We start from the raw sequence: 25,326 nt of genomic DNA on the forward strand, positions 1-25,326 counted from the left end.
TCGTTCTTCCTTCCACCAGCGGGCGCAACGGCAGCTTGACGCGCGCCGCGAAGCTCGAGTATTTCCGGCGGATGGCCCGCTGGGTGAGGCGCTATGCCTGAGGACGCGGTACTGGTGCGGCGGACGGGCGCGGTGGCGACCCTCGTGCTCAACCGCCCCGAGAAGCTCAACGCCATTGACGAGAGCATCCGCTCGGGCCTGGCGGCGGCGCTCGAGGCGGTGGACCGCGATGGGGACATCCGCGTGGCCGTCATTACCGGGGCGGGCCGCGGCTTCTGCGCCGGCGGCGATATTCAGAAGATGATCGAGCTGAAGCAGGGCTACCACTCCGCCACCTTTCGTGACTACCTGGAGGCGGGGCACGCCGTGGTGCGCCGGATCCGGCAAATCGCGAAGCCCATCGTCGCCAGCATCAACGGGCCGGCGGCGGGCGCGGGCATGAACCTGGCGCTCGCGTGCGACCTGCGCATTGCCTCAGACCAGGCGACGTTTTCGCAGTCGTTTTCGGGCATCGGCCTGCACCCGGACTGGGGCGGCACGTTCTCACTGCCGCGCCTTGTGGGCCTGGGCAAGGCCCTCGAGATTTTCTGGCTTAACGACCCCATCAAGGCCGAGGAGGCGAAGCGGCTTGGGCTGGTGAATTTTGTGGCCGCTCACGATTCGCTCGCCGGGGCCACCGATTGGCTGGCCGGGAGGCTGGCGGCGGCCCCGCCGCTGCCCATGGCGTTGCTCAAACAGGCTCTCTACGAGCGGATTCATACCGAGATCGAGCGCGTGATGGACCACGAGCTCGAGGCGCAGATGAAGTGTTTCGCGTCGCGCGACTTTGAGGAGGGCCTGCGGGCCTTCGCCGAAAAGCGCGCGCCCAGGTTCACCGGAGAGTAGGGACGACGGCCGCCGGCGCCCGGGGGGGGGGTGGCCGGGACGGGATTCACAGGGAGGCACTCATGCTGAGGATTTCAAACTTCGACGACTGGATCGACTATTTTTACGGCTGGCAGAAGGACATCGGGCTCGACGCGCCCGAGTTCCGCGAGTACAAGTTCGAGGCGAAATACGGCCAGCTTCCGGGCAATGAAATCGAGTTCGGCGACTACAAAGGCCAACTCCGTTGGAAGAGCGTGATGCACATCCCGGACCAGCGCATTCGCGACGCCGCGCTCAACCTGATCGTCTACCAGGGCGACACCGAGTTCGCCTCCGTGGAGCAGCAGCGCAGCCTGCTGGAGAACTCCCCCTCCAGCTACGACCTGCTGTCGATCATGCGCGTGATGGCGGAGGAGATGCGTCACGGCTGGCAGATGTCGTACCTGCTGGTGGACCATTTCGGCGACGAGGGCAAGCGCGAAGCGCAGAAGCTGCTGGAGCGCCGCGCCGAGGAGGGCAAGCGGCTGCTCGGCTCGTTCAACGAGCGGGTGGACAACTGGCTCGACTTCTTCACCTACACGCAGTTCATCGATCGCGACGGGAAGTTCCAGCTGAAGATGCTGTCCACCTCGGCGTTCCACCCGCTGGCGCGCTCGATGGGCCCGATGCTGAAGGAGGAGTCGTACCACCTGGGCACCGGGAACAACGGCCTGCTCCGGATCGTCAAGGCGGGGAAGGTGCCGACCGAGATCATCCAGCGGTTCTTCAACAAGTGGGTGCCGACCGCGTTCGACCTGTTCGGGACCGACAATTCCTCTTCGGCGCAGTGGGCGTACGAGTGGGGGCTGAAGGGCCGGTTCGACGAGCGCGAGAACGAGGCCGAGGCGAACAAGGCGCACCTGAACGAGGCCTCCCGCGGCCTGTATCGCGACGAGATCTGCCGCCTGGTGGACCGGCTGAACCAGCTGATCCCGGATCGCGAGCGGTGGCTCAAGGTGCCCGCGCTGCCGTTCAACCGGCGCATCGGCCAGTGGGCGCAGCAGCCCTTCAGCGTCGAGGGCGAGCCGATGGCCGCGGAGCGCTACCCGGCGTACCTGGCGACGGTGGTGCCGACGCTGGAGGATCGCGCACGCCTCGCCGACATCTTCAAGGAGCCCGACTGGATCGCCCCCAAGCGGGGTGATAGTATGGACGCGTGAGCCGTCCGCTCATCATCGCGCACCGCGGCGCCTCGGGGTACCAGGTCGAGAATTCGCTGGCCGCCTTCCGCGCCGCCGGAGAGCTCGGCGCCGACGCCGTCGAGCTGGACATCCACTCCACGGCGGACGGCGCCCTCGTCGTGCATCACGCCGAGACGATCGGGGACCACCACATCGCGCACCTCGCGCTGGACGACGTCCGCGCGCATCCCCTCGCCAACGGCGAGGGGATCCCCACCCTGCGCGAGGCCCTCGAGGTCATCCTGCCGAGGATGATCGCCTACGTGGAGATCAAGTACGTGGCCAAGGCGGCGGACGAGCGGCTGTTCGACGTGATCGAGCACTCGGGCGCCCCGAATCGCATCGCCCTGCACTCCTTCGACCACCGGATCATCCGTCGGATGGGCGAAAAGCGTCCGTTCATCCGCCGCGGCGTCCTCTCGGCGTCCTATCCGGTCTACCCGGTCCGCAGCCTCGAGGATGCCGACGCGAGCATCCTGTGGCAGCACCACCAGCACGTGGACGACGCCCTGGTGGCCAGCGTGCACGGCGCGGGCAAGACCGTGTACGTCTGGACGGTCAACGATCCCGCGGAGGTCCGCCGGTTCCTCGCCCTCGGCGTGGACGGGATCTGCACCGACTTCCCCGACGTGGCACGAGCGGCTTTCGCCTCCGTGCCCGCGTGAGCGGCGGGGCTACCGAGGTCCGCACGGTGGCCGTGGTCGGCGCCGGCACGATGGGCCGCGGCATCGCCCAGGTGGCGGCGCAGGCCGGCTACGCCGTGCGCCTGGCCGACGCCGTGCCGAGCGCGGCCGCCGTCGGCGTGGACCGGATCCGCGCGAACCTCGAGGGCGGCGTGGCGCGCGGCAAGCTGACCGCCGCCGCGCGCGACCAGGCACTGGCGCGGATCACCGTGGCCGCGCAGGTCGGGGACGCCGTCCGCGGGGCGGACCTGGTCATCGAGGCGGTCCCCGAGGACCTGGAGCTCAAGCGCGAGCTGTTCGCCCGTTTCGCGGCCGAAGCGCCGGCGGCGGTGCTCGCCACCAACACGTCCTCGCTTCCGGTCGCGGCCATCGCCGCCGCCACCCCGGCGCCCGAGCGCGTGCTCGGGATGCACTTCTTCAATCCCGTCCACCTGATGAAGCTCGTCGAGGTGGTGACCCACGACGCCACCGGAGCGGCCACCCGCGACCTGGCGCTCGCGGCGGCGCGCCGGATGGGCAAGGAGCCCATCGTGGTGCGTGATGCCCCCGGGTTCGCGTCGAGCCGGCTCGGCGTCGCGCTGGGCCTCGAGGCGATCCGGATGGTGGAGGACGGGGTCGCGAGCCCGGAGGACATCGATCGCGCGATGACCCTCGGCTACAACCACCCCGTGGGTCCGCTGCGGCTCACCGACCTGGTGGGGCTGGACGTCCGCCTCGCCATCGCGCGCCACCTGGAGCGCACGCTCGGCGCGCGCTATGCACCCCCCGCCCTGCTCGTGCGCATGGTCGCCGAGGGCAAGCTCGGCCGGAAGTCGGGCCAGGGCTTCTACCGCTGGACGGACGGAGCGGCGCCGTGAGGGCGCGGCCGGCGTGGGCGTGACCGGCGCCGGCCTGCCGGCGCGCTCCCACGGCGTCACCGACGTGCACGTGCACATCCAGCCGTGGCGCCAGCTGAAGCCCGAGGTGATGGCGGCGATGCGGCGCGGCAAGGAAGACCACTGGGAATTCCTGCTCGCGCTGATGGACGACCCCAGGGCGCTGCTCGAGGTCATGGACCGGGCCGGCGTGTGGCGGGTCGGGCTGGTGAACTATCCGAGCCCGGACCTGATGGGATTCACCGACGAGACCAACGCGTTCGCCGCGCGGTACGCGCAGGCGTCGCCCGAGCGGCTGCTCCCTTACGGCGGCGTGCACCCGCGCTTCGCCGGCGACATCAGGGGCCACGTGGACGAGCTGGTGGACCTGGGCATCCGGTGCGTCAAGATCCATCCACCGCACCAGCTGTTCCCGGCCAACGCCCATACCCAGGGCATGCAGACCCTCGGCGCCCTGTACCAGCGCTGCGAGGACCGCGGCCTGCCGGTGATGATCCACACCGGGACCAGCGTGTTTCCCGGCGCGCGCTGCAAGTACGGCCACCCGATGGAGCTGGACGACGTGGCCGTGGACTTCCCCGACCTCACCATCCTGATGGCCCACGGCGGGCGGCCGCTGTGGATGGACGAGGCGTTCTTCATCCTCCGCCGGCACAAGAACGTGCACCTGGACGTGTCCGGGATCCCGCCACTCAGGCTGCTGGAGTACTTCCCGCGGCTGGAGGAAGTCGCGGATCGCGTGCTGTGGGGCACGGACTGGCCGAGCCCGGGCGTGCACGACCTCAGGCGCAACCTGGATCAGTTCATGAGCCTGGACCTGCCCCGGCAGGTCCAGGACCGGATCACCCGGGACAACGCGCTGAAGGTATTTCCGGCCGGCTAGGGCACGCCGCCGGACGCGGGCGGCTCCCCGGGTGCCGCCGCGGCGTCGGTGGCCGCTGGCCCGGCCGGGGGTGAAGCGCTCGCCGCCCCGCCGGCCGGCTGCGGCCTCAGCTGGGCGATCTGGGCCTCGATCCGTGCCGCCGCCGCCTCGGCCTCCGCGATGCGCTGGGTGAGCGCTTCCACGTCGGTCTGCGGCGCCTGCGTGCCCTTGGCCTGCCGGTAGGTCAGGTAGCCCAGCTCGCGCGCCGCCGCATCCATGCGGCGGCGGGCCTTCATCAGCTCCACCCGCAGCTTCCCTTCGTCGAGCGCCTGATTGGCCTTCTTGCCGAGCGTTTCGAGCCCGGCGGCGAGGCGGTCGATGAGCTTCATGGCCGTGTCCTCCCGTCGCTGTCCCTACGGGTCGGTCCGCGCGCCGGTTGCACCGGGTCCAGAACGACGCCTTCCCAGACCCGCAGGTCGTCGACCATGGCATAGGTGCCCACCGAGCGGCCCGCGATCACCAGCGTCCACGACGACCTTCCGGCGAGGTTGGCTCGCGCGGGCGGCATGACCTCGATCCCGTCCGCGAACCAGCGCACCTCGCCGCGCGGGTAGATCACCAGGCGGTAGCGGTGCCAGGTGCCGTCCGCGAGGCGCCGGGGAAGCGCCACGAGCTTGGGGTTCGGCCGGATGTCGGAGACCACCGCCATCATCTGGCGGCGCGCGTCGTTCGGGTTCGGCGCCTCGAGCGAGACGGCGGCGACGTTCGAAGCCGGCTCGGGCCCGAAGCCCGCGTGGAAGGAATCGGCCGGTGCGGAGTACAGGCCGACCTTCACCGACTGCCACAGCGGTCGCGTGACCGGAATCGCGGCCCAGTACTCGACGGTGAGGCCCCGATCCAGCTTCAGCAAGGTCCGGAACGCGATGCCGCTGGTGTGGGAGTACGTCCCGTTGTTGTGGAACCCGGCGGATCCATCGCGGCCGGCCCGCGGCAGCACCTCCGGCGGGGGCTGGCCGTAGAGGCGCCAGCGCGCCGGGTCGAGTCCCCGCTCGAAATCCTCGCCCAGGAGCAGGCGCACCGACGACGAGTCCACCCGCACGTACGAGGTGTCGTCCACGCGCTCCAGTCCGTAGCCCGCCACCACCGCCGCGCGCCCCGGCCGGTCGGCCACCACTTCGCCGTCCTCGTCCACCCGCACGACCGACGAGTCGGTCGAGAACCAGCGGACGACCTGGGGGCCGAGCCGTTCTCCGTTCGGCCCGAGCCCCACCGCGCTCAGCGTGCCGGTCGAGCCGACGGCCAGGCGGAGCGACTCGGGCCGGACCTCCAGCTTGTGCAGCGGCGGGACGCCGGAGGACGACGTCCAGCCGACGAGCCGCGGCGGCGACGGGAAGGCCGCCACCAGGCGGGGCTCCATCAGCCCCTCCCGGTCCACGACGTACACGCCCGGCCGGCGGCCGCCGAGGGACACGGCGATGAAGCGGCCGTCCGCGGACCAGATCGGGCCGCTCTCCACGGGACCCGGGAAGGTGACGTGGGTCGGCCAGCTCTGCGGCTCCGCCTCGCCGATCAGCAGCTCCTGCGTCTCCTCGAGCAGGCAGGCGAGGCGCTGCCCGTCCGGCGACCAGGTCATCTTGGTCGAGCGGTCGCACCAGTCCACGACGGCGAGGACGGCCCCGTCGAGGCCGATGACGGCCGCCTCGAGCCGGTGCTCGCGGGCCCTGAGCAGCGCGATCCGGTCGCCGAGCGGCGTCGCCCACGCCCCCTCGTAGGTGGTCGAATCGCGGGCAATCGTGCGGATCACGCGCCCGAGCGTATCGACCAGCACCAGCTCGTGCGCGTACCCGCCCGCCCGCGTGATCCGGCCGCGCAGCACGATCAGCGCCGACCCGTCGGGAAGCCAGCCGATGGGAGCCGCGTCGCCCGCGAAGCGCACCAGCGTGGTGGTGACCCCGCGGTCGATGTCGCGCAGACATACGGCCGTGGGATCCACGTTGGGGAGGGCGCACGCGACGGCCGCGATCCTCTGGCCCGGCCGCACCGTGTTCGGGTACAGGCCGCGGCGCGTCGGCGGGGGGAGCGAGGCGAGGCTGGCCGGCCGACCGATGAAGCTCGCGTCGACGGCCAGGGCGCGCACGGAGTCCGGACGTCCGGGCATGCCCCACCCGATCGCGATGTTGGCGCCACCCAGGGGCAGCGTCGCCTCCCGCGACCGGATGGCCGGAGCGACGACGATGGCGCCGAGCACGACCAGCAGGGCCGCCGCCGCGATCGCGCCGGCGACGGCGAAGCGGCGCCGCCTGGCCGTGCCGTTCCGCTCGGCGAGCCAGCGCGCGGCGGTCCACGGGCCGTCGAGCACGGGTCGCAACGCCGCCCGCAGGTCCGCGCGCATCGCCTCCGGCGCGGCCGCGATGGCCCGCCGCAGCGTTTCGCGCCCCGCTACGCGCCCCGACGACCGCTCGGCCTCGCTCGCCGCGCGGGCGGCCCACGACGCGCCCCGGCCCGCGTCGCCGGCGGCCACGGCGTGCATCGCCGCCACCATCCAGTCCGCCGACGCCCCGCGTGCCGCCTGGGCGGCCGCGAGGCTGGCGGCGCGGGCGTGCAGCCGGTTCACCAGCTCGGCCGGCGCCAGCTCCAGGGCGGCGCCGCCGATTTCCTCGTGCGCCACCGAGCGCAGGTCGGCTCGCCGGGTGACCAGGTGCCGGCGCTCGAGCACCAGCAGGGACTCCTCCGCCTGCCCCGGCTCGAGGCCCCCCACCTCGGCCAGAGTCTCGACCGACGCCTCGCGTCCCCATACGGCCAGCGCGGTGAGCCCGTGCAGGAGCTGCGGCCCCAGCTTCCGCAGCCGGCTGCGCAGGATGTCGATGCCGGAGGCCGGCAGCGGCAGATCTTCGTCCTGCGGGCTGGTCGGGTCGAGCCGCACCCAGCGACCGTCCTGCACGACCAGATAGCCGGTGTCGTGCAGCTCCTTCAGGATCTCGAGCACGTACAGGGGAATCCCGCCGGCGTGCTCCACCAGCTGCTCGGGCAGGCAGCAGCCGGCGACCTCGGGCGTCAGCTCGGCGATGCTGCCCAGGAGGTCCGTGACGTCGCCCTCGTCGAGCGAGTCGAGCCCCACCTCCTCGACGGCGGCGGATGCGGCGAGCGTGCGCAGCGCGCGGGTGGTGTCGGGGCTCGAGCCGTGATCGCGGGAGGTGAGGACGAGGAGCAGCGGATGCGTGAGCGCGTGGCGGGCGAGCCGGTGCGCGAACTCGACCGTGGCGGGCGCCGCCCAGTGCAGGTCCTCCACCACGATCGCGAGCGGCGCCTCCAGGGCGATCGCGCCGAAGGCGTCCAGCAGGGCGGACGCCACGGCCTGTGGCAGGATGGGCAGGTGGCGCGGCTCGACGGCCGCGCGGAAGCGCAGTGCGACCTCGGGTACGAGCGCGGCGAGCACCGCCAGGTTCGCGGCGGACGCGCCGCCCAGGCCCGGTGCGCCGTGCGCCTGGCCGAGGATCTCGAGGAACGGAGCCAGCGGCTCCGACTGCTCCAGCGCGTAGCACGAGGCCTGCAGCACGAGGGAGCGATCCTGGCGGAACCGCCGCGCGAGCTCGCGCGCCAGCCGCGTCTTGCCGATGCCGGCCTCGCCGGTCAGGAGCACGGCGCCGCCACGCCCCTCGACCGCCGACCTCCATCGCTCCACCACCGAGTGGAATTGCGTGGCGCGGCCGACCATCTCCGGATTGCGCGGGAAGCCGTCGGGGATCCGCCGCTCCGGCGACGCCGCAGGCGTCAGCGCGCGGGCGACGGCGTACTCGACCTCGTCCGACGGAGCGCCGCCGCGCGTCTCCGCCATCAGGGCGCGGGTTTCCCCGGCGCGGGCGTGGGCGCCGAGCGTGTCGCCGGACAGGGCCAGGAGCTCGACCAGCCGCAGCCGCGCGTCCAGCGAGCCCGGGTCCGCGGCGAGCAGCTGCTCGGCGAAGCGTGCCGCCGCGGCCCAGTTTCCCGCGTCGGACTCGCGGGCGATGAGCGTGCGGAGCACCTGGCGGCGCTCCGCCGCGAGGACGGCCCGGATCCCTTCCGCCCACTGCTCGAACTCGCGGGCCCCCGCCAGGGCCACGTTGGCCAGGAAGTCCTGCTCGTACACCGCCAGCGCGCCCGCGAAATCCCCGGCGCTGGCGCGCTCCCGGAACACGTCGGCGTCGGACTGCATGTCTTCGCGCTTGAGCGTGAGAACGTCGTCGCCCTGCAGCAGCTCGTGGTCGGTGGCGTGGCGGATCTGGTAGACCACCTGGCGCAGTGCCCGGCGCCCGTCGCCCTGCGCCGGCCCGCCCCACAGCAGGCCCACCAGCTCGTCGCGGGTAGCTCGCGCCTGTGGCCTGGAGCCGAGATAGGCGAGCACGGCGAGCTGCTTGGAGAAACGGATGCACTCCGCCCCGTCGGCGGCGCGGGACAGCCGAGGCACAGGCGCGAGTGTCGTCAACAGGTACTTCGCCACGCGGCCTCTCAGCCCTGCGGATGCGGGCGCGGCTCGGTCAGGAAAACCAGGCCGGATCTCCTGATCCGAGCCCCGCAACTATGGTTCCATTCGGGTCGGCGCGCTCGTGGCGCTGTCGCCGGCCTCGAGCCGAATGCGGAAACCGCACCCGATCTCGGCCGCACGCCACCGAGGCGAACCTGTCCCGCCGGGCCTGCCAGGTACGATATGGCCTGGTGGAGCCACGGCAAGCGGCCAGACTCCCGCCGTCCCGCATTCCGGGGTCCGGAAAGCAAGACGGCCCCCGATCGCTCGGGAGCCTTATGTCGCCGCCTGCCGGGTCCGGACGCCGCGTGGCCCGCGCCTGACCCGTTATGTTCTGCCGAGCCTCGGTGCCGATGCTCTGGCACCTGGCCGGCTATGCTCTACGCCGCCGGCACCACGCTGACCGCCCGGCGGCCCTTTCCCTGCCATTCGAACTTCACCATGCCGTCGACGAGCGCGAACAGCGTGTCGTCGCGGCCGCGGCCCACGTTGCGGCCCGCGTGAATGCGGGTGCCGCGCTGGCGGACGATGATGCTCCCGGCCGGCACCTGCTCGTTGGCATAGCGCTTCACGCCGAGGTACTTCGGCCCGGAGTCGCGCCCGTTGCGGCTGCTGCCGACGCCCTTCTTATGCGCCATGACCGGTCTCCATCACGTATGCCGCGTCACGCTTCTCGCTATTCACTTCTCACCCCAGGTCCACGGCTTCGATCTGGATCTCCGTGAAGCCCTGCCGGTGGCCCTGTTTGCGCGCGTAGTTCTTGCGGCGCTTCATCTTGAAGACGATGATCTTCTTGTCCTTGCCGTGGCGCACGACCTCGGCCGTGACCGTGGCACCCTTCAGCACCGGCGTGCCGGCCCGCACGGTCTTGCCGTCGGAGCCGAGCAGCACCTCGTCGAACGTCAGCTTGGCCCCGGGCTCGGCCGCGAGCGAGGGAATGTGCAGCTTGCGGCCGGGCTCCGCGCGGAACTGCTTGCCGGCGGTTCGGAAGATCGCGTACATGGCGGTGCTCGTCTCGAGTCCAGTCAATTCACAGCCTGTAAGTGTAAACCCGGCGCCTGGTTGAGTCAACGGCTGTTGGCGGTTGTAGGTGGTGGGTTGTAGGTGGTCGTCCCTGCCGCCGCCCCCTTCTCCCACAACCTGCCACCTACAACCCACCGACCGTCGCCGTCAGGCCACCAGGTAGTGCTCCGTGACGTCCCGACCCGCCGGCTGGCTCATCAGCTTGAACTCGTCCAGCCTCATCATCGGGTCGTCCCGCACCTCGAGATCGATGCCGGTCTGCTTCTCGAGGCTCTTCAGGAAGTTCGGCTCCTGCTCCATCAGGTACAGCGCCACCTCCGGGTGGAGCCGCACGGTCATGCGCGGATCGCGGTTCTCCACCGCGGCGCGCTTGAGGGAGCGCTCCAGACGCCCGACCACGGTCTCGGGCAGGAAGACCCGGCCGGTGCCGCTGCAGGTGGGACACGCCTCGGTCATGGACTGGATCAGCGAGGGGCGCACCCGCTGGCGCGTCATCTCGATGAGTCCCAGGTCGCTCACCGCGAAGGCCCGGGTGCGGGCGCGGTCGCGGGCGAGGTGCTGCCGCAGCTCCTGGAGCACCTTGTCCCGGTTGGCGCGCGTCTCCATGTCGATGAAGTCGCACACGATGATGCCGCCGATGTCCCGCAGCCTCAGCTGGCGCGCGATCTCCCGCGCGGCCTCGAGGTTGGTGCGCAGGATCGTCTTCTCGGGATCCTTCTTCCCGGTGTACCGGCCGGTGTTGACGTCGATCGACACCAGCGCCTCGGTCTGCTCGATGACCACGTAGCCACCGGTCGGCAGGTCCACGCGGCGGTTGAACAGGCTCCGGATCTCCGCCTCGACCTCGTACTTGTCGAACAGCGGCGGATCGCCGGCGTGCAGCTCGACGCGTTCCTTGAGCTCCGGGCCGACCTGGTCGAGGTAGGCCAGGATCTCGTGGTGCAGGTCCTTCGAGTCCACGGCGAGGTGGTCCACCTTGGCGCTGAACAGGTCGCGGATGATGCCGCGCGTGAGGCTGGTCTCCCGCTGCACCAGCGCCGGCGCGCGGACGAAGGTGGACTTCTTCTTGATCTTCTTCCACAGCTTGAGGAGCGAGTCCAGCTCGCGCGCGAAGTGCTCCTCGGTCAGCTCCTCGCCCACGGTGCGCACGATCACCCCGCCGGAGTCCTTCGGCAGGATGTTCGAGACCATCTGCCGCAGCCGGGCGCGCTCGTCGCGCGCCTCGATCTTCCGGCTCACGCCGACCCGGCTGGCCGAGGGCATGTAGACGAGGAACCGTCCGGGGATGGAGATCTGCGCCGTGACCCGCGGGCCCTTGGAGCCGATCGGCTCCTTGCTCACCTGCACCAGCAGGGTCTGGCCGCGCTTCACCACGTCCTGGATCGCGGGGAACCGCCCGCGGCGGCCCTCCCCGTTGCCCTTCCCGCCCCGGCTGCCGGTCTCGGCGCGCGAGGCTTCTGGCGCCCCGTCGCCCGCGGCTTCGGCCTGGGCGGCGTCCTCCGCCTCCTCGGCGGCGCCGTTCTCCTCGTCCAGCTCGTCCTCCTCCGGCTCCACCAGGTCGGAGGCGTGGAGGAAGGCGCTCTTCTCGGCCCCTATGTCGACGAAGGCCGCCTGGATCCCGGGCAGGACCGCTTCGACCTTGCCGAGGTAGATGTCGCCCACCGAGCGGCGGGCGTCGGGACGATCCACCAACAGCTCAACAAGGGTGTCGTCCTCCAGAATCGCCACGCGGGTCTCCCGCGGGCTGCCATTGATCAGAATTTCCCGTTTCAACTGTGTCGTCTCCGGCGGTCACCGCGCACGCGGCGAGCGGCGAACCGCCGTCCGCGCACCAGGTGTCCGTCTTGTGAATTTGGATGAGGGGCAGGAGGTGCCTCGGCACCCCGCACGCCGCCTCGAGTATCTCGGTCGGCTTCGCCGACCCGTCGCTTGCCGTCCGCAGCTCGAGCGCGACCGTGCGGCCGTCCAGCGCCGCCAGGTCGTGCACGAACGGACGAAGATCCAGCCGTTTGCTCCTGCCACCCTGCCCCCGCCGCTCGCGCTCGTAACGCACCGCGTCCCGCGCCAGGAACGCCCGGCAGCCGGCGTCCAGGTCCGCGAACGCGGACGCGAACGGCGGCTGCGGGAACGTCGCGCGGTACGCGCTGCGCTCGACCGCAGCGTTCAGGGAGAGGCTCTTCTCGGGCAGCACGCCGGCGGCCAGGAACCGCAGGCCGGGCGCTGCGTGCCGGTTCAGCTCCTCGAGCAATGCCGCCAGGCGACCGGCGTCCCACTCGCCCGACAGCTCGAGGTCCAGCCACTCGCTCGACGACGTCCACCCCGTCGCCAGCGACGGTCCCGCGCCGAGCTTCGGCCGCGGGGCGAAGCCCTCGGAGTACCTGAGCGGCAACGCGGCACGCCGACAGGTGCGCAGGAGCTCGCGGAGGACGTCGAGGTGCGAGAGAAACCGGAGCGGCGCGTCCTTCGCGTAACGGAGGCGGAGAGACCGGTGGTGGGTTGCGGGTGGCAGGTTGTCGGAACGGCCTTCCTCCTCCACAACCTGCAACCCATCACCTACCAACGACTGGTCCGCCAAGCGGTTCTGGAGCACCTCGAAATCACACACCCCGCACGCCGAGCAGCGGTGCAGCTTGCACTCGTCGGTCTCGACTCCGGCATAGGCCTTGTGGCGCTCGCGCAGGAACCACTCGCGACCGATTCCGTAGGACACCACCTCCCAGGGCAGCGCCTCGTCCTCGTCGCGCGCGCCGAACGCCTCCCCCGGCGTCCGGTGCGTCGCGTCCAGCGACCCGCGCCAGGCGTCCATCCGGAGCTGCTCGGTCCAGCCATCGAACCGCGCCCCGCGCCGCCACGCGCCCTCGATCAGGTCCGCGGTCTCCCGCCCGCCGCGCGAGACGAGCCCCTCGATCGCGGTCCCGTCGAGGTCGTGGTACTTGACCTGCACGCCGGGGCTCGACAACCGCTTCTTGAGCCAGCGGAGCTTCGCGCGCGTTTCGTCCAGGTCGTCCTGGCGCTCGAACTGGAACGGCGTGTGCGGACGCGGCACGAACGGCGAGATGCTCAGCACCACGCCGCGCCCCGTTCCAGGATGGCGCCGCACGATGGCGCGGATCCGATCCACCAGCGAGGCCAGCTCCTCGAGGTCCGCCTGGCACTCGGTGGGATGCCCCACCATCAGGTACAACTTCACGCTCGGCCAGCCGGCGTCCATCGCCCGCTCGACGGCGAGCAGGATCTCGGTCTCCGACAAGCCCTTGTTGATCACCCTCCGGAGCCGCTCCGAGCCGGCCTCCGGCGCGAACGTGAATCCGGTGCGGCGCACCCGCGACGCCGCCGCGGCCAGCGCGACCGAGAAGGCGTCCGCCCTCAGGCTCGGCAGGGCCACGGCGACGCCCTGCCGCGCGGCGAGGCGGCTCACGCCGTCCACCAGCGCCTCCACCTCGGAGTGGTCGGCCGTGGACAGCGAGAGCAGCGAGATCTCCTCGTTGCCGCCGTGCCGCAACCCCTGCTCCGCGATGGCGACGCAGTCGGCAACCTCCCGCTCGCGCGCCGGCCGGTACAGATAGCCGGCCTGGCAGAAGCGGCAGCCCCGCACGCAACCGCGCTGAACCTCGATCGGGAGTCGCTCGTGCGCGACCTCCGTCATCGGGACCAGCATCCGGGTCGGATGATCCTCGGGGCGGAGCACGGGAACGGTCCGGGCGACGACCGGCCAGGGCAGCCGGGCATCGGCCGGGCGGGCGGTGCCGCCGCCGGCGGGGACGTCGTACAGGCACGGTACGTAGACCCCCGCGACTTCTGTGGCGAGCCGGCGCAAGAGGCGCTCTCGGGCGGGGGGTGCAGGGTTGGGGGTTGGGGTTTGGGGCGCGCTGAGTGGCGAGTCCGCCGACGGCAGACTGGCGACCACGGGCTCCCCAATCCCCACCCCCGAATCCCGATCCCCCCGCTTCTCGGCCGCGACGATTTCCAGAATCTCCGGCAAAGCGTCCTCGGCGTCCCCGACCAGGAACGCGTCGAAGAAGGCCGCGAGCGGCTCGGGGTTGGAGGCGCAGGGGCCACCGCCCAGCACCAACGGGTCCCCCGGTCCGCGGTCGCACTGCCGCAGCGGCACGCCAGCCAGATCGAGCATCGTCAGGACGTTCGTGTACGTCAGCTCCGACTGCAGGGTGAAGCCGATGACGTCGAACTCCCGCGCGGCGCGCCGGCTCTCGAGGGAGAACAGCGGGATGCGTCGCTCCCGCATCTGCCGCTCCATGTCGGGCCAGGGCGCATACGCCCGCTCCATCACCCAGTCCGGCCGCCGGTTCACCACGTGGTAGAGGATCTGGGTCCCCACGTGGCTCATCCCGACCTCGTAGGCGTCGGGATAGCAGAACAGCATCCGGACCCCCGCGGCATCCCAATTGTTGCGGACGACGCCGAGTTCGTGGCCGACGTAGCGGTGTGGCTTGGCGACCAGCGGAAGGACCTCGCGCTCCAGCAAGGAGCCCAAGGCTGAGGCGGCTTCTGAAACCATCTTCCTTAAGGTAATGCGAGTCTTATACTTAGTCAATCCCCGAGTATATCGCCTCGCTTTTTGTCTCGCAGTGGCCAAGGGCGCCGGAGCCGCAATTCGATGCCGAGCCCCGAACTGCTCGACCGCCTGCTAGAGCATCAGGCCCTCGCCCGAGCGCCGCGCCAGGAGCTGGCCTGGCTGGTGGAGCACGGCGATTTCCGCCCCTTCGCGGTGGGCGACGTGACGACGCGGCGTGGGGAGCCGGAGGAGTGGCTGCGGATCGTCCTCTCCGGACGTCTCGCGATCCATCTCGATCGCGGCGCCGGCTCGCGGCGGGTGGTCGAGTGGCGAGGCGGCGACGTATGCGGGCTCATGCCGTACTCGCGCGGAGGGGCGCCGCCCGGAGACACGGTGGTCGAGGAGCCGACCGACACCCTGGGGATTCACCGCGATCACATGGCCGCGCTGATACGCGAATGCCCCACCGTGACGGCCACGCTCGTGCACGCGATGCTCGACCGGGCGCGTCACATCACCTCGAGCGAGTCCCACGACGAGAAGCTGGTCTCGCTCGGCAGGCTGGCCGCCGGACTGGCGCACGAATTGAACAACCCGGCGTCCGCCGCCGCGCGCAGCGGCCTGGGGCTCGCCCCCGTGCTGGAGGAGGCCGAATCGGCCGCGCGTGCCCTGGCCGCGGCGCGGCTCGCGGACGCACAACTCGCAGCCATCGACCGCCTGCGGCAGGCGTGCCTGTCCGGGCCGCTCCCGAGGGCACAGTCGCCGCTGGAGCGCGGTGACCGGGAGGACGCCATCGGCGCCTGGCTCGAGGCGCACGCCGTCGCCCAGGACCCGGCCCCGGCCCTGGCGGAGACCCACGTCACGGTGGCGGCGCTCGACGTGCTCGCGCGCGACGTCGCCGGCGGTCCGCTCGAGGCCGCGCTGCGGTGGGTCGCCGCGGGCTGCTCGCTGCGCACGCTGGCCGCCGACGTCCGGACGGCCACGTCGAGGATCTCGGAGCTGGTCGCCGCGGTCAGAGGCTTCACGGCAGTGGATCGCGCGCCCGGGGCCGAGGCCGTCGACATCCGGCCAGGCATCCGGGACACGGTGACCGTGCTGGGCGCCAAGGCGCGGGCGAAGTCGGCGGACGTGGTCCTGGATCTCGCCGGGGACCTGCCCGGCGTCCAGGGTTCTGGAGCCGAGCTGAACCAGGTCTGGGCCAACCTGATCGACAACGCGCTCGACGCGGTGGCCGCCTCGGGCCACGTCGCGATCACCGCGCGGAGCGAGCGCGGCCGCGTGGTCGTCGAGGTCGTGGACGACGGGCCCGGGATCCCGCGCCAGGACCAGCGGCGCGTCTTCGATCCCTTCTACACCACGAAGGGCGTCGGCCAGGGAAGCGGCCTCGGCCTGGACATCGTGCGGCGGCTGGTCCAGCGGCACGGCGGAGAGATCGACCTGGAATCGCGGCCGGGCCGCACCGCGTTCCGGGTGAGCCTGCCGGTGCTTCTCTGACGGCGGTCAGTGCTCGAGGAGGTCGCCGAGAATGTGGCGCGCGATCACCAGCCGCTGGATCTCGCTGGTCCCCTCGCCGATCTCGCCCACCTTGGCATCCCGCATCATCCGCTCGACCGGATACTCGGTCGTGTAGCCGTAGCCGCCGTGGAGCTGGACCGCCTTGATGGTGGTCCGCATCGCCAGCTCCGAGCAGTAGAGCTTGGCCATCGCCGCCTCCACCTTGTGCGGCTTGCCGTTCTGCTTCAGCCATGCGGCGTGATAGGTGAGATGCTTCCCGGCCTCGATCTCGGTGGCCATGTCGGCGAGGGCGAAGTGCACGCCCTGGAAGCCGGCGATGTGGCGCCCGAACTGCTTCCGCGCGCTGGTGTACCGGACCGCCTCCTCGTACGCCCCCTCGGCGAGCCCCAGGGACAGGGCGGCGACGCCGATCCGGCCGGAGTCCAGCGTCTTCAGGAACTGAACGAACCCCTCCCCCGTGCGGCCGAGCACGTTCTCCCTGGGAACGACGGCATCGACGAAGTGCAGCTCCCGGGTGTCGGAGGCGCGCCAGCCCATCTTGTCCTCCTTCTTGCCGGCGCTCACGCCCCTGGTCCACGGCAGGCCCGGCTCGTGACCCATCCCGGCCGCCTGCGCCTCCGCCTTGTCGGTGGTCTCCTTGGTCACGATGAACGCCGTGATGCCGTGGTTGGTGTGTCCCGGCGCGGTGCGCGCGGTGCACACGAAGATCTCGCCGACCCCAGCGTGCGTGATGAAGACCTTGGATCCGTTGAGAACGTAGTGGTCGCCCTTGTCCAACGCGGTCGTCGCCGTGCCACCCGCGTCGGATCCGGCTCCGGGCTCGGTGAGCCCGAAGCCCCCGAGCACCTTCCCGGATGCGAGGAACGGCACGAACCGCCGCTTCTGGTCCTCGGTGCCGAAGTCGACGATCGGCGAGGTGCCGAGGGTGGTGTGGGCGGACACCGTGATCGCGTGCGAGGCGTCCACCTTGGCCAGCTCGTGGACCGTGATGATGTAGGAGAGGTAGTCCATCCCGGAGCCGCCCAGCTCCTCCGGCCACGGGACGCCCAGCATCCCGAGGTCGGCCATCTTCTTCACCGTCGGCCACGGGAAGCGGCACTCGGCGTCGCATCGGCGGGCGACCGGCGCGATCTCGGTCCGCGCGAACTCGCGCACGGTCTCGCGGACCGCGAGATTCTGGTCGCTGAAGAACAGCGCGTCGTCCATGACGGAATCTAGGCGTTCGTGGGCGGCAGGTGGTAGGTTCCAGCCCTTCCCCGCACCGGCGAGCGTGCACCTTGACCGCCAGCGTCGCCCACGGCATCCCGCGGCACTCCGAAGCCCGCAGTGCGCTCGCCGCGACGCCGCGCGAACGGCTGGACGCGGCCGTGGCCGACCTCGGTGCGAACCGGCGCGCGTGGCGCGACGTGGGCGCGGCCGAGCGTGCGCGCATCCTGGGCGGGGTGCTGGCGGACTTCGCCGCGGTGAGCGCGGAGTGGGTGGAGGCGTCCCTGCTGCACAAGGGGATCGAGCCCGGCTCGCCGGCGAGCGCGGAAGAGTGGATCGCGGGGCCGATGATCGCGCTCCGGAACATCCGCCTGCTGCGGAACGCGGTCGCCGACATCGCCCGCCACGGGTCGCCGCTCATCCCCGGTCCCGTGTGGACGCGGCCCGATGGGCGGGTGGTCGCGGAGGTGTTCCCGGTCAGCGTCTGGGACCGGCTGTTCTATTCGGGCGTCACCGCCGAGGTCTGGATGCAGCGCGGGGTCGCGGCCGGCGACCTGGCGCAGACGCAGGCCGTGGCCTACCGCGACGGCGCCGCCGCTCCCAGGGTCGCCCTGGTCCTCGGCGCCGGCAACGTGTCGTCCATCGGGCCACTGGACGCGATCTACAAGCTGTTCGTCGAGAACCACGTCGTGCTCTACAAGGCCCATCCGGTCAACGACTACCTCGGGCCGCTCCTCGAGCGCGCGTTCCGGCGGCTGGTGAGCCTGGGGGTGCTGCGGATCGTCTACGGCGGCGCTGCGGAGGGGGCCTACCTGTGCCGGCACCCCGGCATCGGCGAGGTCCACATCACGGGGTCGGACAAGACCTACGAGGCCATCGTGTTCGGCGACGGTCCCGACGGTGAGCGGCGCCGGGCCGAGGGTCGGCCGCTGCTCGACAAGCCGGTCACGGCCGAGCTGGGCAACGTGAGCCCGGTGATCGTGGTGCCCGGACCGTGGAGCGCGGGCGACCTGCGCTACCACGCCGCGAACATCGTCTCCATGCTCGCGAACAATGCCGGTTTCAACTGCAACGCGGCCCGGGTGATCGTCCAGCACGCCGCGTGGCCGCTCCGCGCCGCCCTGCTGGATGCGGTGCGGCGCCAGCTGGACGCGGTGCCCACGCGGCGCCCGTACTATCCGGGTGCCACCGGGCGCGACGCCGCGTTCCGCGCGGCCCATCCCCAGGCCGAGCGGCACGGCACGGCGGGCGAGGGCGAGCTGCCCTGGACCCTGATTCCCGGCCTCGACCCGCACGACGCCGACGACATGTGCTTCCACACCGAGGCCTTCTGCGCTCTCGTGGCGGAGTCGGCGCTCCAGGCTCCCGACGTCGGCGAGTACCTCCGGCGCGCGGTGCGGTTCTGCAACGAGAAGCTGTGGGGCACGCTCAACGCCACGATCGTGGTGCACCCGCGCTCGCTCGCCGATCCGGCCGTACGCGACGCCGTGGAGCGGGCGGTGGCGGACCTGCGCTACGGGTCTGTCAGCATCAACCACTGGTCGGCGATCAGCTACGCTTTGGGCGTGACGACCTGGGGCGCCTATCCCGGCCACCCGCCCGACGACATCCAGTCGGGCACGGGCGTGGTGCACAACGCGCTGCTGTTTTCGCGGCCGGAGAAGACCGTGGCGCGCGCACCGTTCCGCGTCTGGCCGACGCCGCCGTGGTTCGTGACCAACCGGGTGGCGGCGGCGCTCGGGCCCAGGTTGGCGGGGTTCGAGGCGGCGCCGTCGGCCTTCAAGGCGCTGGGGATCCTGGCCACGGCGGTCAGGGGCTGACGAGGAGTCGGAAGTCGGTAGGTGGCAGGTTGTGGGTTGTAGGCGCAGTCCCACACCTACAACCTACGACCTACCACCTACAACCCATTCCTCACCCTTCTATCTTGTACACCTCGCGCCGCCCGGATTCGACCAGCTCGTGATAGTCCTTCATGATGGCCTCCATCTCCTTCATGGCCTCGGCGTTCTGCCCCCCGCCGCCCTGCATCCACTTCTCGAAGTCGGCCATGCTGGGCACCTCCATCTCGGCGACGAGGGTCCAGTATTGCTCGGCGCAGAAGTCGGTCATCACGCGCATCCTGGGCATGCCCGCCTTCGCGGAGAGCTTGTTCATCGCGAGGAACCTCTCGACCAGCGGGCGCACCTTGCCCGGCTTGCAGTACATGACTTCGCGGATCAGCAGCATGCACTCTCCCTTCGCTTGGTCCGGCGAGGTGGGGAACGGTCGTGCCTGTCGACTGGAGGCGTCGGGCGCATCATACTCGCCGGCCGCGTCGGCGGCCAGGGCGCGCCCGGCGCCCCGGCTCACCGGGCGGACGACAGGGCGGGGCCCGCCTCCCGCCTCCGCCCGAACCACCGCTTCCACGTCTCGCACCGGTCGCAGCCGCCGCAGCGGGCGACCGGCTCGTCGAAGTGCCGCAGCAGCTCCGCGCGGCGGCAGCCGAACGCGGTGAGATAGCGCACCAGCGGGTCGAGCTTGCGGGCCTCCGGGATGATCATCCGCTGCAGCCGCAGGTCGCCCATCGTCCACAGCACCTCGCAGCGGGCCCGCTTGCCGTCCCGGCCCGCGCGGCCTGCCTCCTGGTAGTAGGCCTCGAGGCTGGTGGCGAGGCCGAGGTGGACGACGCGGCGGACGTTGGCCTTGTCGATCCCGAGGCCGAAGGCCGTCGTCGCGACCACGCACTCGATGCGGTCGGCCGTGAAGCGGTCCTGCAGCGCCCGCCGCACCATGTGCTCGAGCCCCGCGTGGTAGGGCACGGCGTCCACGCCGGCGTGCAACAGGCTCCGGGCCCACCGCTCGGCGAGACGGCGGGTCGGCACGTAGACGATCGAGGGCCCGCGATACGGCCGCAGCAGGGCCAGGAGCTCGCGACGCCGCTCCTCCTCGTTCCGGACGCGGCGCACGGCGAGAAACAGGTTCGGGCGGTCGAAGCTGCCGACGATCCGCTCGACCAGGCCCAGGCGCAGCGAGGCGACGATGTCGTCGCGCACGGTGCGGGTCGCCGTGGCGGTCAGGGCGAGCGTCGGCGGCTTGCCGAGCGCGAGCCGTACCAGGCCGATCTTCCGGTACGCGGGACGGAAGTCCTGGCCCCACTCCGAGACGCAGTGCGCCTCGTCCACCGCCAGCAGGCACGGCCGGATGCGCCGCAGGGCCCCGATGATCTCGCCGGTCATCAGCCGCTCGGGCGCCAGGTACAGCAGCTTCAGCGCGCCGCGCTCGGCGTCGGCCAGCGTCTGGGCCCGCGCGGCGGGCGCGGAGGCGCTGGTGAGCGCGGCGGCCCAGATGCCGCGCGAGCGGGCCGCGTCCACCTGGTCCTGCATCAGCGAGATCAGCGGGGAGACGACGACCGTGAGGCCGTCCAGCACCAGGGCCGGGATCTGGTAGCAGAGCGACTTCCCTCCCCCGGTCGGCAGGACCACGAGGGCGCTCCGCCCGGCGAGGGCGGCGCGCACCGCCCGGAGCTGGCCGGGCCGGAAGTCCGGAAAGCCGAAACGGGCCTGGAGCACGTCCCGGGCCCGTTCGATGCGCGTGCCGAGCGGCGTCACGCCGCGGCAAGCTAGGCGGTCCGCCTAGGAGGGCGGGCTCGATCCGTTGCGCGGCTGATCCTTCGCGCGCTGCCAGAAGCGGAGGAAGAAGGCGGCCAGCACGAGGCCCAAGCCGATCCAGCCCAGCGACGGCACGCCGAACCGGTCGGCCAGGATCACGATCGACACCCCGCCCACAGCGAGGACGTACTTGGCCAGCGTCCAGCCGCTCACTTGTCGAGGAACGTCTCGAGCGACTTGCGGAACTCCGGCGTGGCCCGCGCGATCGAGTTGACCCGCGCGCCGAGGGTCACGCCCGCCTCGAAGCCCAGGTCCCCGATCTGGTGCAGCTGCCGCTTGGTCAGGGCGAGCGCGGAGGGCGAGGACACCGCGAGCTGCGCCAGGAGCGTCGTCACGCGCACGTCGAAGTCCTCGGCCGGCACGAGCCGCGAGATCAGGCCGATCCGCTCGGCCTCCTCCGCCGACACCAGCCTGCCGGTCGCGGCCAGGTCGAAGGCGGCCTTCTCGCCCACCGAGCGCCGCAACATCGTCATCACCATCGCCGGCACGAAGCCCCGCTGGATCTCGGGGTACCCGAGCTGCGCCCCGGCCCTGGCGACCACCATGTCGCACGCGGTCGCCAGGCCGCAGCCGCCGGCCAGCGCCCGCCCCACGACGACGGCCACGGAGACCTTGGGCATCTCGCGCAGCATCAGGAACAGCTCGCCCAGCTCCATGGCGCGGCGCTCGTTCTCCTCCGGGGTGAGGTCGGCGGAGGCGAGCAGCTCCGGGAGGTCGAGGCCGGCGCAGAAGTCCTTGCCGGCCCCGCGCAGCGCGACGACCCGGATGTCGGCGGACAGATCGCACCGGGTGAGCGCGGCCTTCAGCTCGCCGATCATCCGCCGGTCGATCGCGTTGCGCTTGTCCGCCCGGTTCAGGGTGAGCGTCGCGATGCCGTCGCTCACGTCCACCAGGACGCGCGGCTCCGCCGTCCCGATCGGCCGGGTCTTCCTCCCCTTCGCCTCAGATGGTGCCATCGGGCACCTCCAGCTCGAGTCGCAGCAGCGCGGTGCTGAGCGTCTTGCCCTGCGCGTCGGTCTTGAGCGACAGCGTGCCCCCGCCGCCCAGCGCGCCGTGGAGGAGGAAATTGAGCGCGTGGAGATTGGGAAGCTCGAACCGCTCCACCGGACCGGTGATCATCCCGGCGAAATGCGCCGCGACGCGCTCGGTCGTGAGCAGCCGCGCCAGGAGCGGAAAATACGCCGGCCGGCGCGCGATGACGCCGACGTTGGCCGTGTCGCCCTTGTCGCCGCTCCGCGCGTGCGCGAGCTCCAGCAGCCGGACCTTCACGGCCCCTCCAGCCCGTCCAGCCGGCGCGCCAGCTCGCCGGCCCGCCGGCCGGTGGAGCGGGAAAGCTGCAGGCCCAGGATCGCCAGCGCGAGGAACACCACGCCGAACACGATCCAGCCGCGGCGGACGGCCAGCGCCGCGACGACCAGCAGCAGGACGCTCCGCAGCAGCCAGCGCCGGGCCTCGGCGCGGGCGCGCGTGACGAGCCGCCGCTGGTCGTCCAGCCCCGGCAGGCGGGGCACGACGGGGGCGGCGGGCCCGGTCGGCAGGCTCGGGACGCCGAACAGCTTCACGCGGCGATCACCTTCACCTCGGGCCGGACCTCGGCCTTCGGCACCAGCGCCGGCCAGTACGCGACGATCTCCTCCACCTTGGGACGCCCGCCGGCGAACCCGGTCACGCTCGGCGGCCCGTTGAGGATCAGGGGCGCCAGCTCGCGGGTGAACCGCTCCACCGGCTCCCGCCCCGCGGCGCGCACGCCGAAGCGGAGCTGCACCTCCGGCAGGTCCGGCGCCGGCGCGCCGGCGAGCGGGCCGTGCGTCGCGTTCCAGCCCACGAACTCGGTGAGCATCTCGTCGAACCGGAGCCCGAGGCGCTCCAGCCGCGCGCGCAGCACGCGGTCCGCCTCCCGGGCCTTGGCGAGCGCGTCCGGCCAGGCGTACACCAGCGTCCCCACCGCCTTGTAGCCGGCGGCGTACGCGATCGAGACCTTCAGCCGGTCGGTCGCCGGGCGGCCGCGCACGCCGCTCACGCGCACGCGGTCGGCCGCCTCCTGGGCCAGCCGGATGGTCGTGAAGTCGGCGACGCAGTCGGGCGTGATGTACTCCCGCGGGTCCCCCATCTCGTAGACCAGCTGCTCCGTCACGCTCGCCACCGTCACCGCCCCGCCGGTACCCGGGTGCTTGGTGACCACGAACGAGCCGTCGGATCCCGCCTCGACGATGGGATAGCCGACGTCCTCCAGCTCCGGCACCCCGGGCCAGCCGGCGAGGTAGTTGCCGCCCGAGCACTGCGCGCCGCACTCGATGATGTGACCCGCGATCGTGCCCGCGGCCAGCAGGTCCCAGGCCTCCGCGCCCCAGCCGAAGCGGTGGATCAGCGGGGCGAGCGTGAGCCCGGTGTCGGTCACGCGCCCGGTCACGACGACGTCGGCGCCCGCCGCCAGGGCCTGCACGACCGGCCACGCGCCCAGGTAGGCGTTCGCCGACAGCACGTCGCGGCGGATCTCGCCGAGCGGCCGCCCGGTGTCCATGTCGGCCAAGGCGACCCCCTTGGTCAGCAGCTCGTCCAGCCGCGGCAGCAGGTCGTCGCCCGTGACCACACCGACCTTGAGCCGGCCGCCCAGGCCCAGCGAGCGGGCGGCCGCCGCGATCGCGGCGGCGCACCCCTCGGGGTTCACGCCCCCCGCGTTGGTGGTCACCCGGATGCCGCGCGCGACGACGGCGGGCAGGATGCGCTCCAGCAGCGGCACCACGTCGCGCGCGTAGCCGTGGGACGGGTTGCGGGCCTTCTGCTTCTGAAGAATGGACATCGTCACTTCGGCGAGGAAGTCCATCATCAGATAGTCGATCGGACCGCCCTCGACCTGGCGCACGGGCGCCTCGAGCCAGTCGCCCCAGAAGCCCTGACCGGACGCGACTCTAACGGTCACGGGTGGGGGGCCGGCGGTCGACCGGAGAGTTGCGAGACGCCGAGCTGCGAGTGGTAACGGGTGGGGAGATCACGGACGAGAGATCCCCATCGTCCGCTCCAGCCCCATCCAGTCGTCCTTCCCGCCCGACACCCGGATCCGGACCAGGTCGCGCCACTCGGGCGACGGCGCGAGGCGCGGGAAGGCGGGGATCTCGACGTCGCGCGCGCCCCCGGCCGGCACCGTGGCCGTGAACGGCGCTTCCCCTTCGCCCAGCCGAACGGCGGCCGCCGGACCGACGAAGGCCAGGCTCACGCTCGCCGCGAGCTGCTCCGGGGGTTCCGGCCTGGCGAACGCCGGGAACAGCTCGAGCGTGATCGGGAACGCGGGGCCGCGCTTGGGCGGCAGGTCCACCGTCACGCGGCCGAAGTCGTAGTTCATCGGGCCCTGGCCGAGCTGCTCGCCGTCGCGGTCGAACAGCGTCACGCCGAAGTCCGTCACCGCGTTCCACGCCGCCGGCGCGAGTCGTACTTCGACAACCGCCTCCGTCGCCCACTCCGGGGCCGTGAAGGTGCGGGTGTAGGGGCCGCCGTGCTCGATCGCGGCCTCCCAGTCCGTCACGATCCCCAGCCGGTCCGCCGCCACGCGCACCGACGTGTCGCGGTCCGCCATCGAGACGATCGAGAAGCGGGCCGCCGCGCCCGAGTCCAGCCGCGCGAGCGCGAGCGGCGGGACGCCGGCCGTGAACGAGTAGCGCAGCGTATCGCCCGGCATCGCCTGCACCACGGCCTCCCACACGCCGGGGGCGAGGTCGTTGTCGGTCACCGACAGCACGCCGCGCGCGCCGCCCCCTCCCCCGACGTCCACGTGGTCCCGGGTGCGCGACGGACGGCCGGACGGCTCGTACAGGGACAGCGACGCGCGCTCGCCCGTGTCGGGGAGCACCAGCCGCGCGGCGAGACCGGACGCGCCGGGCGGCACGGCGAGGTAGTAGCGCCAGGCGCGGCCCGGCGCGAGCCGGCGCGCGTCGGGCCCCACCGCGGTCCACCGCGCGCTCTCGGGCACGATGATCTCGCTGACGAGACGGAACGCCGGGCCGGCCGCGGAGTCGGCCTCGCTCACGGCCGTGACGGCGCCCACGTAGCGCCCGGGCTCCGCGAGCAGCGACGCGTCGTAGTGCACGTCGATCGCGGCGCTGCCGTCGCTGCCCAGCGTCACGGTGGGGCGGCCGGGCCGCAGCCACCGGCGGTTGGAGGAGAGGTGGTAGGTCGCCCGAACCCCGCCCGGGCCGCCGACGCGCGTCACCGTGAAGCGCTGCACCGTGTCGCCCGGACCCGCGAGCCCGTAGCGCCGGTACGCGGCGCTCGGCCGGTCGGCCGGCCGCACGACCGCTACGCCGGGGCCGGACTCCGCACTCGCCGGCCGGGACTCCGGCACCGGCCTCACGTCGAACCGGCCGGCGGCGTGGCCCGCCGCCAGCCACTGCCAGGCCGCCTCGATCCGCGGGACGCCGTA

Annotated in this window: 22 protein-coding genes; 7 read left to right on the forward strand and 15 right to left on the reverse strand. The window is 72.2% G+C overall.

Annotation, left to right across the window (positions count from 1 at the left end; all coding sequences use genetic code 11):
- Positions 1–93 precede the first annotated feature (93 nt).
- From VMF70_14350 to VMF70_14370, 5 genes are all read left to right on the forward strand, one after another.
- Positions 94–885 carry an enoyl-CoA hydratase-related protein gene (locus tag VMF70_14350; GenBank protein HTT69201.1) on the forward strand — a complete coding sequence of 264 codons (792 nt, stop codon included), beginning with the start codon at positions 94–96 and terminating at the stop codon, positions 883–885.
- 62 nt (positions 886–947) lie between these two features.
- Complete coding sequence (locus VMF70_14355; protein ID HTT69202.1) at positions 948–2,066, forward strand: Phenylacetic acid catabolic protein; 1,119 nt, start codon at positions 948–950, stop codon at positions 2,064–2,066.
- Complete coding sequence (locus tag VMF70_14360; protein ID HTT69203.1) at positions 2,063–2,752, forward strand: glycerophosphodiester phosphodiesterase; 690 nt, start codon at positions 2,063–2,065, stop codon at positions 2,750–2,752. The genes VMF70_14355 and VMF70_14360 overlap by 4 nt, the downstream gene beginning before the upstream one ends.
- Complete coding sequence (locus VMF70_14365) at positions 2,749–3,627, forward strand: 3-hydroxyacyl-CoA dehydrogenase family protein (protein HTT69204.1); 879 nt, start codon at positions 2,749–2,751, stop codon at positions 3,625–3,627. The genes VMF70_14360 and VMF70_14365 overlap by 4 nt, the downstream gene beginning before the upstream one ends.
- A 19-nt stretch (positions 3,628–3,646) precedes the next feature.
- On the forward strand, positions 3,647–4,528 hold the full coding sequence (locus VMF70_14370; protein ID HTT69205.1) for an amidohydrolase family protein: 882 nt from the start codon (positions 3,647–3,649) through the stop codon (positions 4,526–4,528).
- Here VMF70_14370 and VMF70_14375 read toward each other — a convergent pair.
- From VMF70_14375 to VMF70_14400, 6 genes are all read right to left on the reverse strand, one after another.
- Entirely contained in the window at positions 4,525–4,896 is a 372-nt protein-coding gene (locus tag VMF70_14375; protein HTT69206.1) for a hypothetical protein, read from the reverse strand. The genes VMF70_14370 and VMF70_14375 overlap by 4 nt on opposite strands.
- On the reverse strand, positions 4,893–8,984 hold the full coding sequence (locus VMF70_14380) for an AAA family ATPase (GenBank protein ID HTT69207.1): 4,092 nt from the start codon (positions 8,982–8,984) through the stop codon (positions 4,893–4,895). The genes VMF70_14375 and VMF70_14380 overlap by 4 nt, the downstream gene beginning before the upstream one ends.
- A gap of 404 nt (positions 8,985–9,388) precedes the next feature.
- Entirely contained in the window at positions 9,389–9,646 is a 258-nt protein-coding gene (gene rpmA, locus VMF70_14385; protein ID HTT69208.1) for a 50S ribosomal protein L27, read from the reverse strand.
- A gap of 49 nt (positions 9,647–9,695) precedes the next feature.
- The gene (gene rplU / locus VMF70_14390) at positions 9,696–10,010 is read right to left on the reverse strand and encodes a 50S ribosomal protein L21 (GenBank protein HTT69209.1); all 315 of its coding nucleotides are present in this window, start codon (positions 10,008–10,010) and stop codon (positions 9,696–9,698) included.
- A gap of 168 nt (positions 10,011–10,178) precedes the next feature.
- On the reverse strand, positions 10,179–11,759 hold the full coding sequence (locus VMF70_14395) for an Rne/Rng family ribonuclease (GenBank protein HTT69210.1): 1,581 nt from the start codon (positions 11,757–11,759) through the stop codon (positions 10,179–10,181).
- Entirely contained in the window at positions 11,728–14,523 is a 2,796-nt protein-coding gene (locus tag VMF70_14400; GenBank protein ID HTT69211.1) for a TIGR03936 family radical SAM-associated protein, read from the reverse strand. The genes VMF70_14395 and VMF70_14400 overlap by 32 nt, the downstream gene beginning before the upstream one ends.
- A gap of 123 nt (positions 14,524–14,646) precedes the next feature.
- On the opposite strand from VMF70_14400, the gene VMF70_14405 reads away from it, so the two are divergent.
- Positions 14,647–16,038, forward strand: a complete 1,392-nt coding sequence (locus tag VMF70_14405) for an ATP-binding protein (GenBank protein HTT69212.1) — start codon at positions 14,647–14,649, stop codon at positions 16,036–16,038.
- Positions 16,039–16,044: 6 nt separating this feature from the next.
- Here VMF70_14405 and VMF70_14410 read toward each other — a convergent pair whose 3' ends face one another.
- On the reverse strand, positions 16,045–17,265 hold the full coding sequence (locus tag VMF70_14410) for an acyl-CoA dehydrogenase family protein (protein ID HTT69213.1): 1,221 nt from the start codon (positions 17,263–17,265) through the stop codon (positions 16,045–16,047).
- Between the two features lie 71 nt (positions 17,266–17,336).
- Here VMF70_14410 and VMF70_14415 point away from each other — a divergent pair, with 71 nt between their 5' ends.
- Positions 17,337–19,085 carry an aldehyde dehydrogenase family protein gene (locus VMF70_14415; GenBank protein ID HTT69214.1) on the forward strand — a complete coding sequence of 583 codons (1,749 nt, stop codon included), beginning with the start codon at positions 17,337–17,339 and terminating at the stop codon, positions 19,083–19,085.
- Positions 19,086–19,176: 91 nt separating this feature from the next.
- On the opposite strand, the gene VMF70_14420 is transcribed toward VMF70_14415, so the two are convergent.
- The 8 genes from VMF70_14420 to VMF70_14455 all read right to left on the reverse strand — a co-directional run.
- The gene (locus VMF70_14420) at positions 19,177–19,491 is read right to left on the reverse strand and encodes a hypothetical protein (protein ID HTT69215.1); all 315 of its coding nucleotides are present in this window, start codon (positions 19,489–19,491) and stop codon (positions 19,177–19,179) included.
- A gap of 119 nt (positions 19,492–19,610) precedes the next feature.
- Positions 19,611–20,852 carry an ATP-dependent DNA helicase RecQ gene (locus VMF70_14425; protein HTT69216.1) on the reverse strand — a complete coding sequence of 414 codons (1,242 nt, stop codon included), beginning with the start codon at positions 20,850–20,852 and terminating at the stop codon, positions 19,611–19,613.
- 24 nt (positions 20,853–20,876) lie between these two features.
- Entirely contained in the window at positions 20,877–21,065 is a 189-nt protein-coding gene (locus VMF70_14430) for a hypothetical protein (GenBank protein ID HTT69217.1), read from the reverse strand.
- A complete protein-coding gene (locus VMF70_14435) occupies positions 21,062–21,868 on the reverse strand; it encodes an enoyl-CoA hydratase/isomerase family protein (protein ID HTT69218.1) in 807 nt (268 codons plus the stop codon). The genes VMF70_14430 and VMF70_14435 overlap by 4 nt, the downstream gene beginning before the upstream one ends.
- Positions 21,855–22,181: a hypothetical protein gene (locus tag VMF70_14440; GenBank protein HTT69219.1), complete on the reverse strand. Its 327-nt coding sequence runs from the start codon at positions 22,179–22,181 to the stop codon at positions 21,855–21,857. Before VMF70_14440 ends, VMF70_14435 begins: the two co-directional genes overlap by 14 nt.
- Positions 22,178–22,474, reverse strand: a complete 297-nt coding sequence (locus VMF70_14445) for a hypothetical protein (protein ID HTT69220.1) — start codon at positions 22,472–22,474, stop codon at positions 22,178–22,180. The genes VMF70_14440 and VMF70_14445 overlap by 4 nt, the downstream gene beginning before the upstream one ends.
- On the reverse strand, positions 22,471–23,832 hold the full coding sequence (locus VMF70_14450) for an acyclic terpene utilization AtuA family protein (GenBank protein HTT69221.1): 1,362 nt from the start codon (positions 23,830–23,832) through the stop codon (positions 22,471–22,473). Before VMF70_14450 ends, VMF70_14445 begins: the two co-directional genes overlap by 4 nt.
- A 69-nt stretch (positions 23,833–23,901) precedes the next feature.
- On the reverse strand, positions 23,902–25,326 hold a 1,425-nt coding region (locus VMF70_14455; GenBank protein HTT69222.1), incomplete at its 5' end, for a hypothetical protein.

Source organism: Gemmatimonadales bacterium, from assembly GCA_035502185.1.
Taxonomy (GTDB): Bacteria; Gemmatimonadota; Gemmatimonadetes; order Gemmatimonadales; family JACORV01; genus Fen-1245.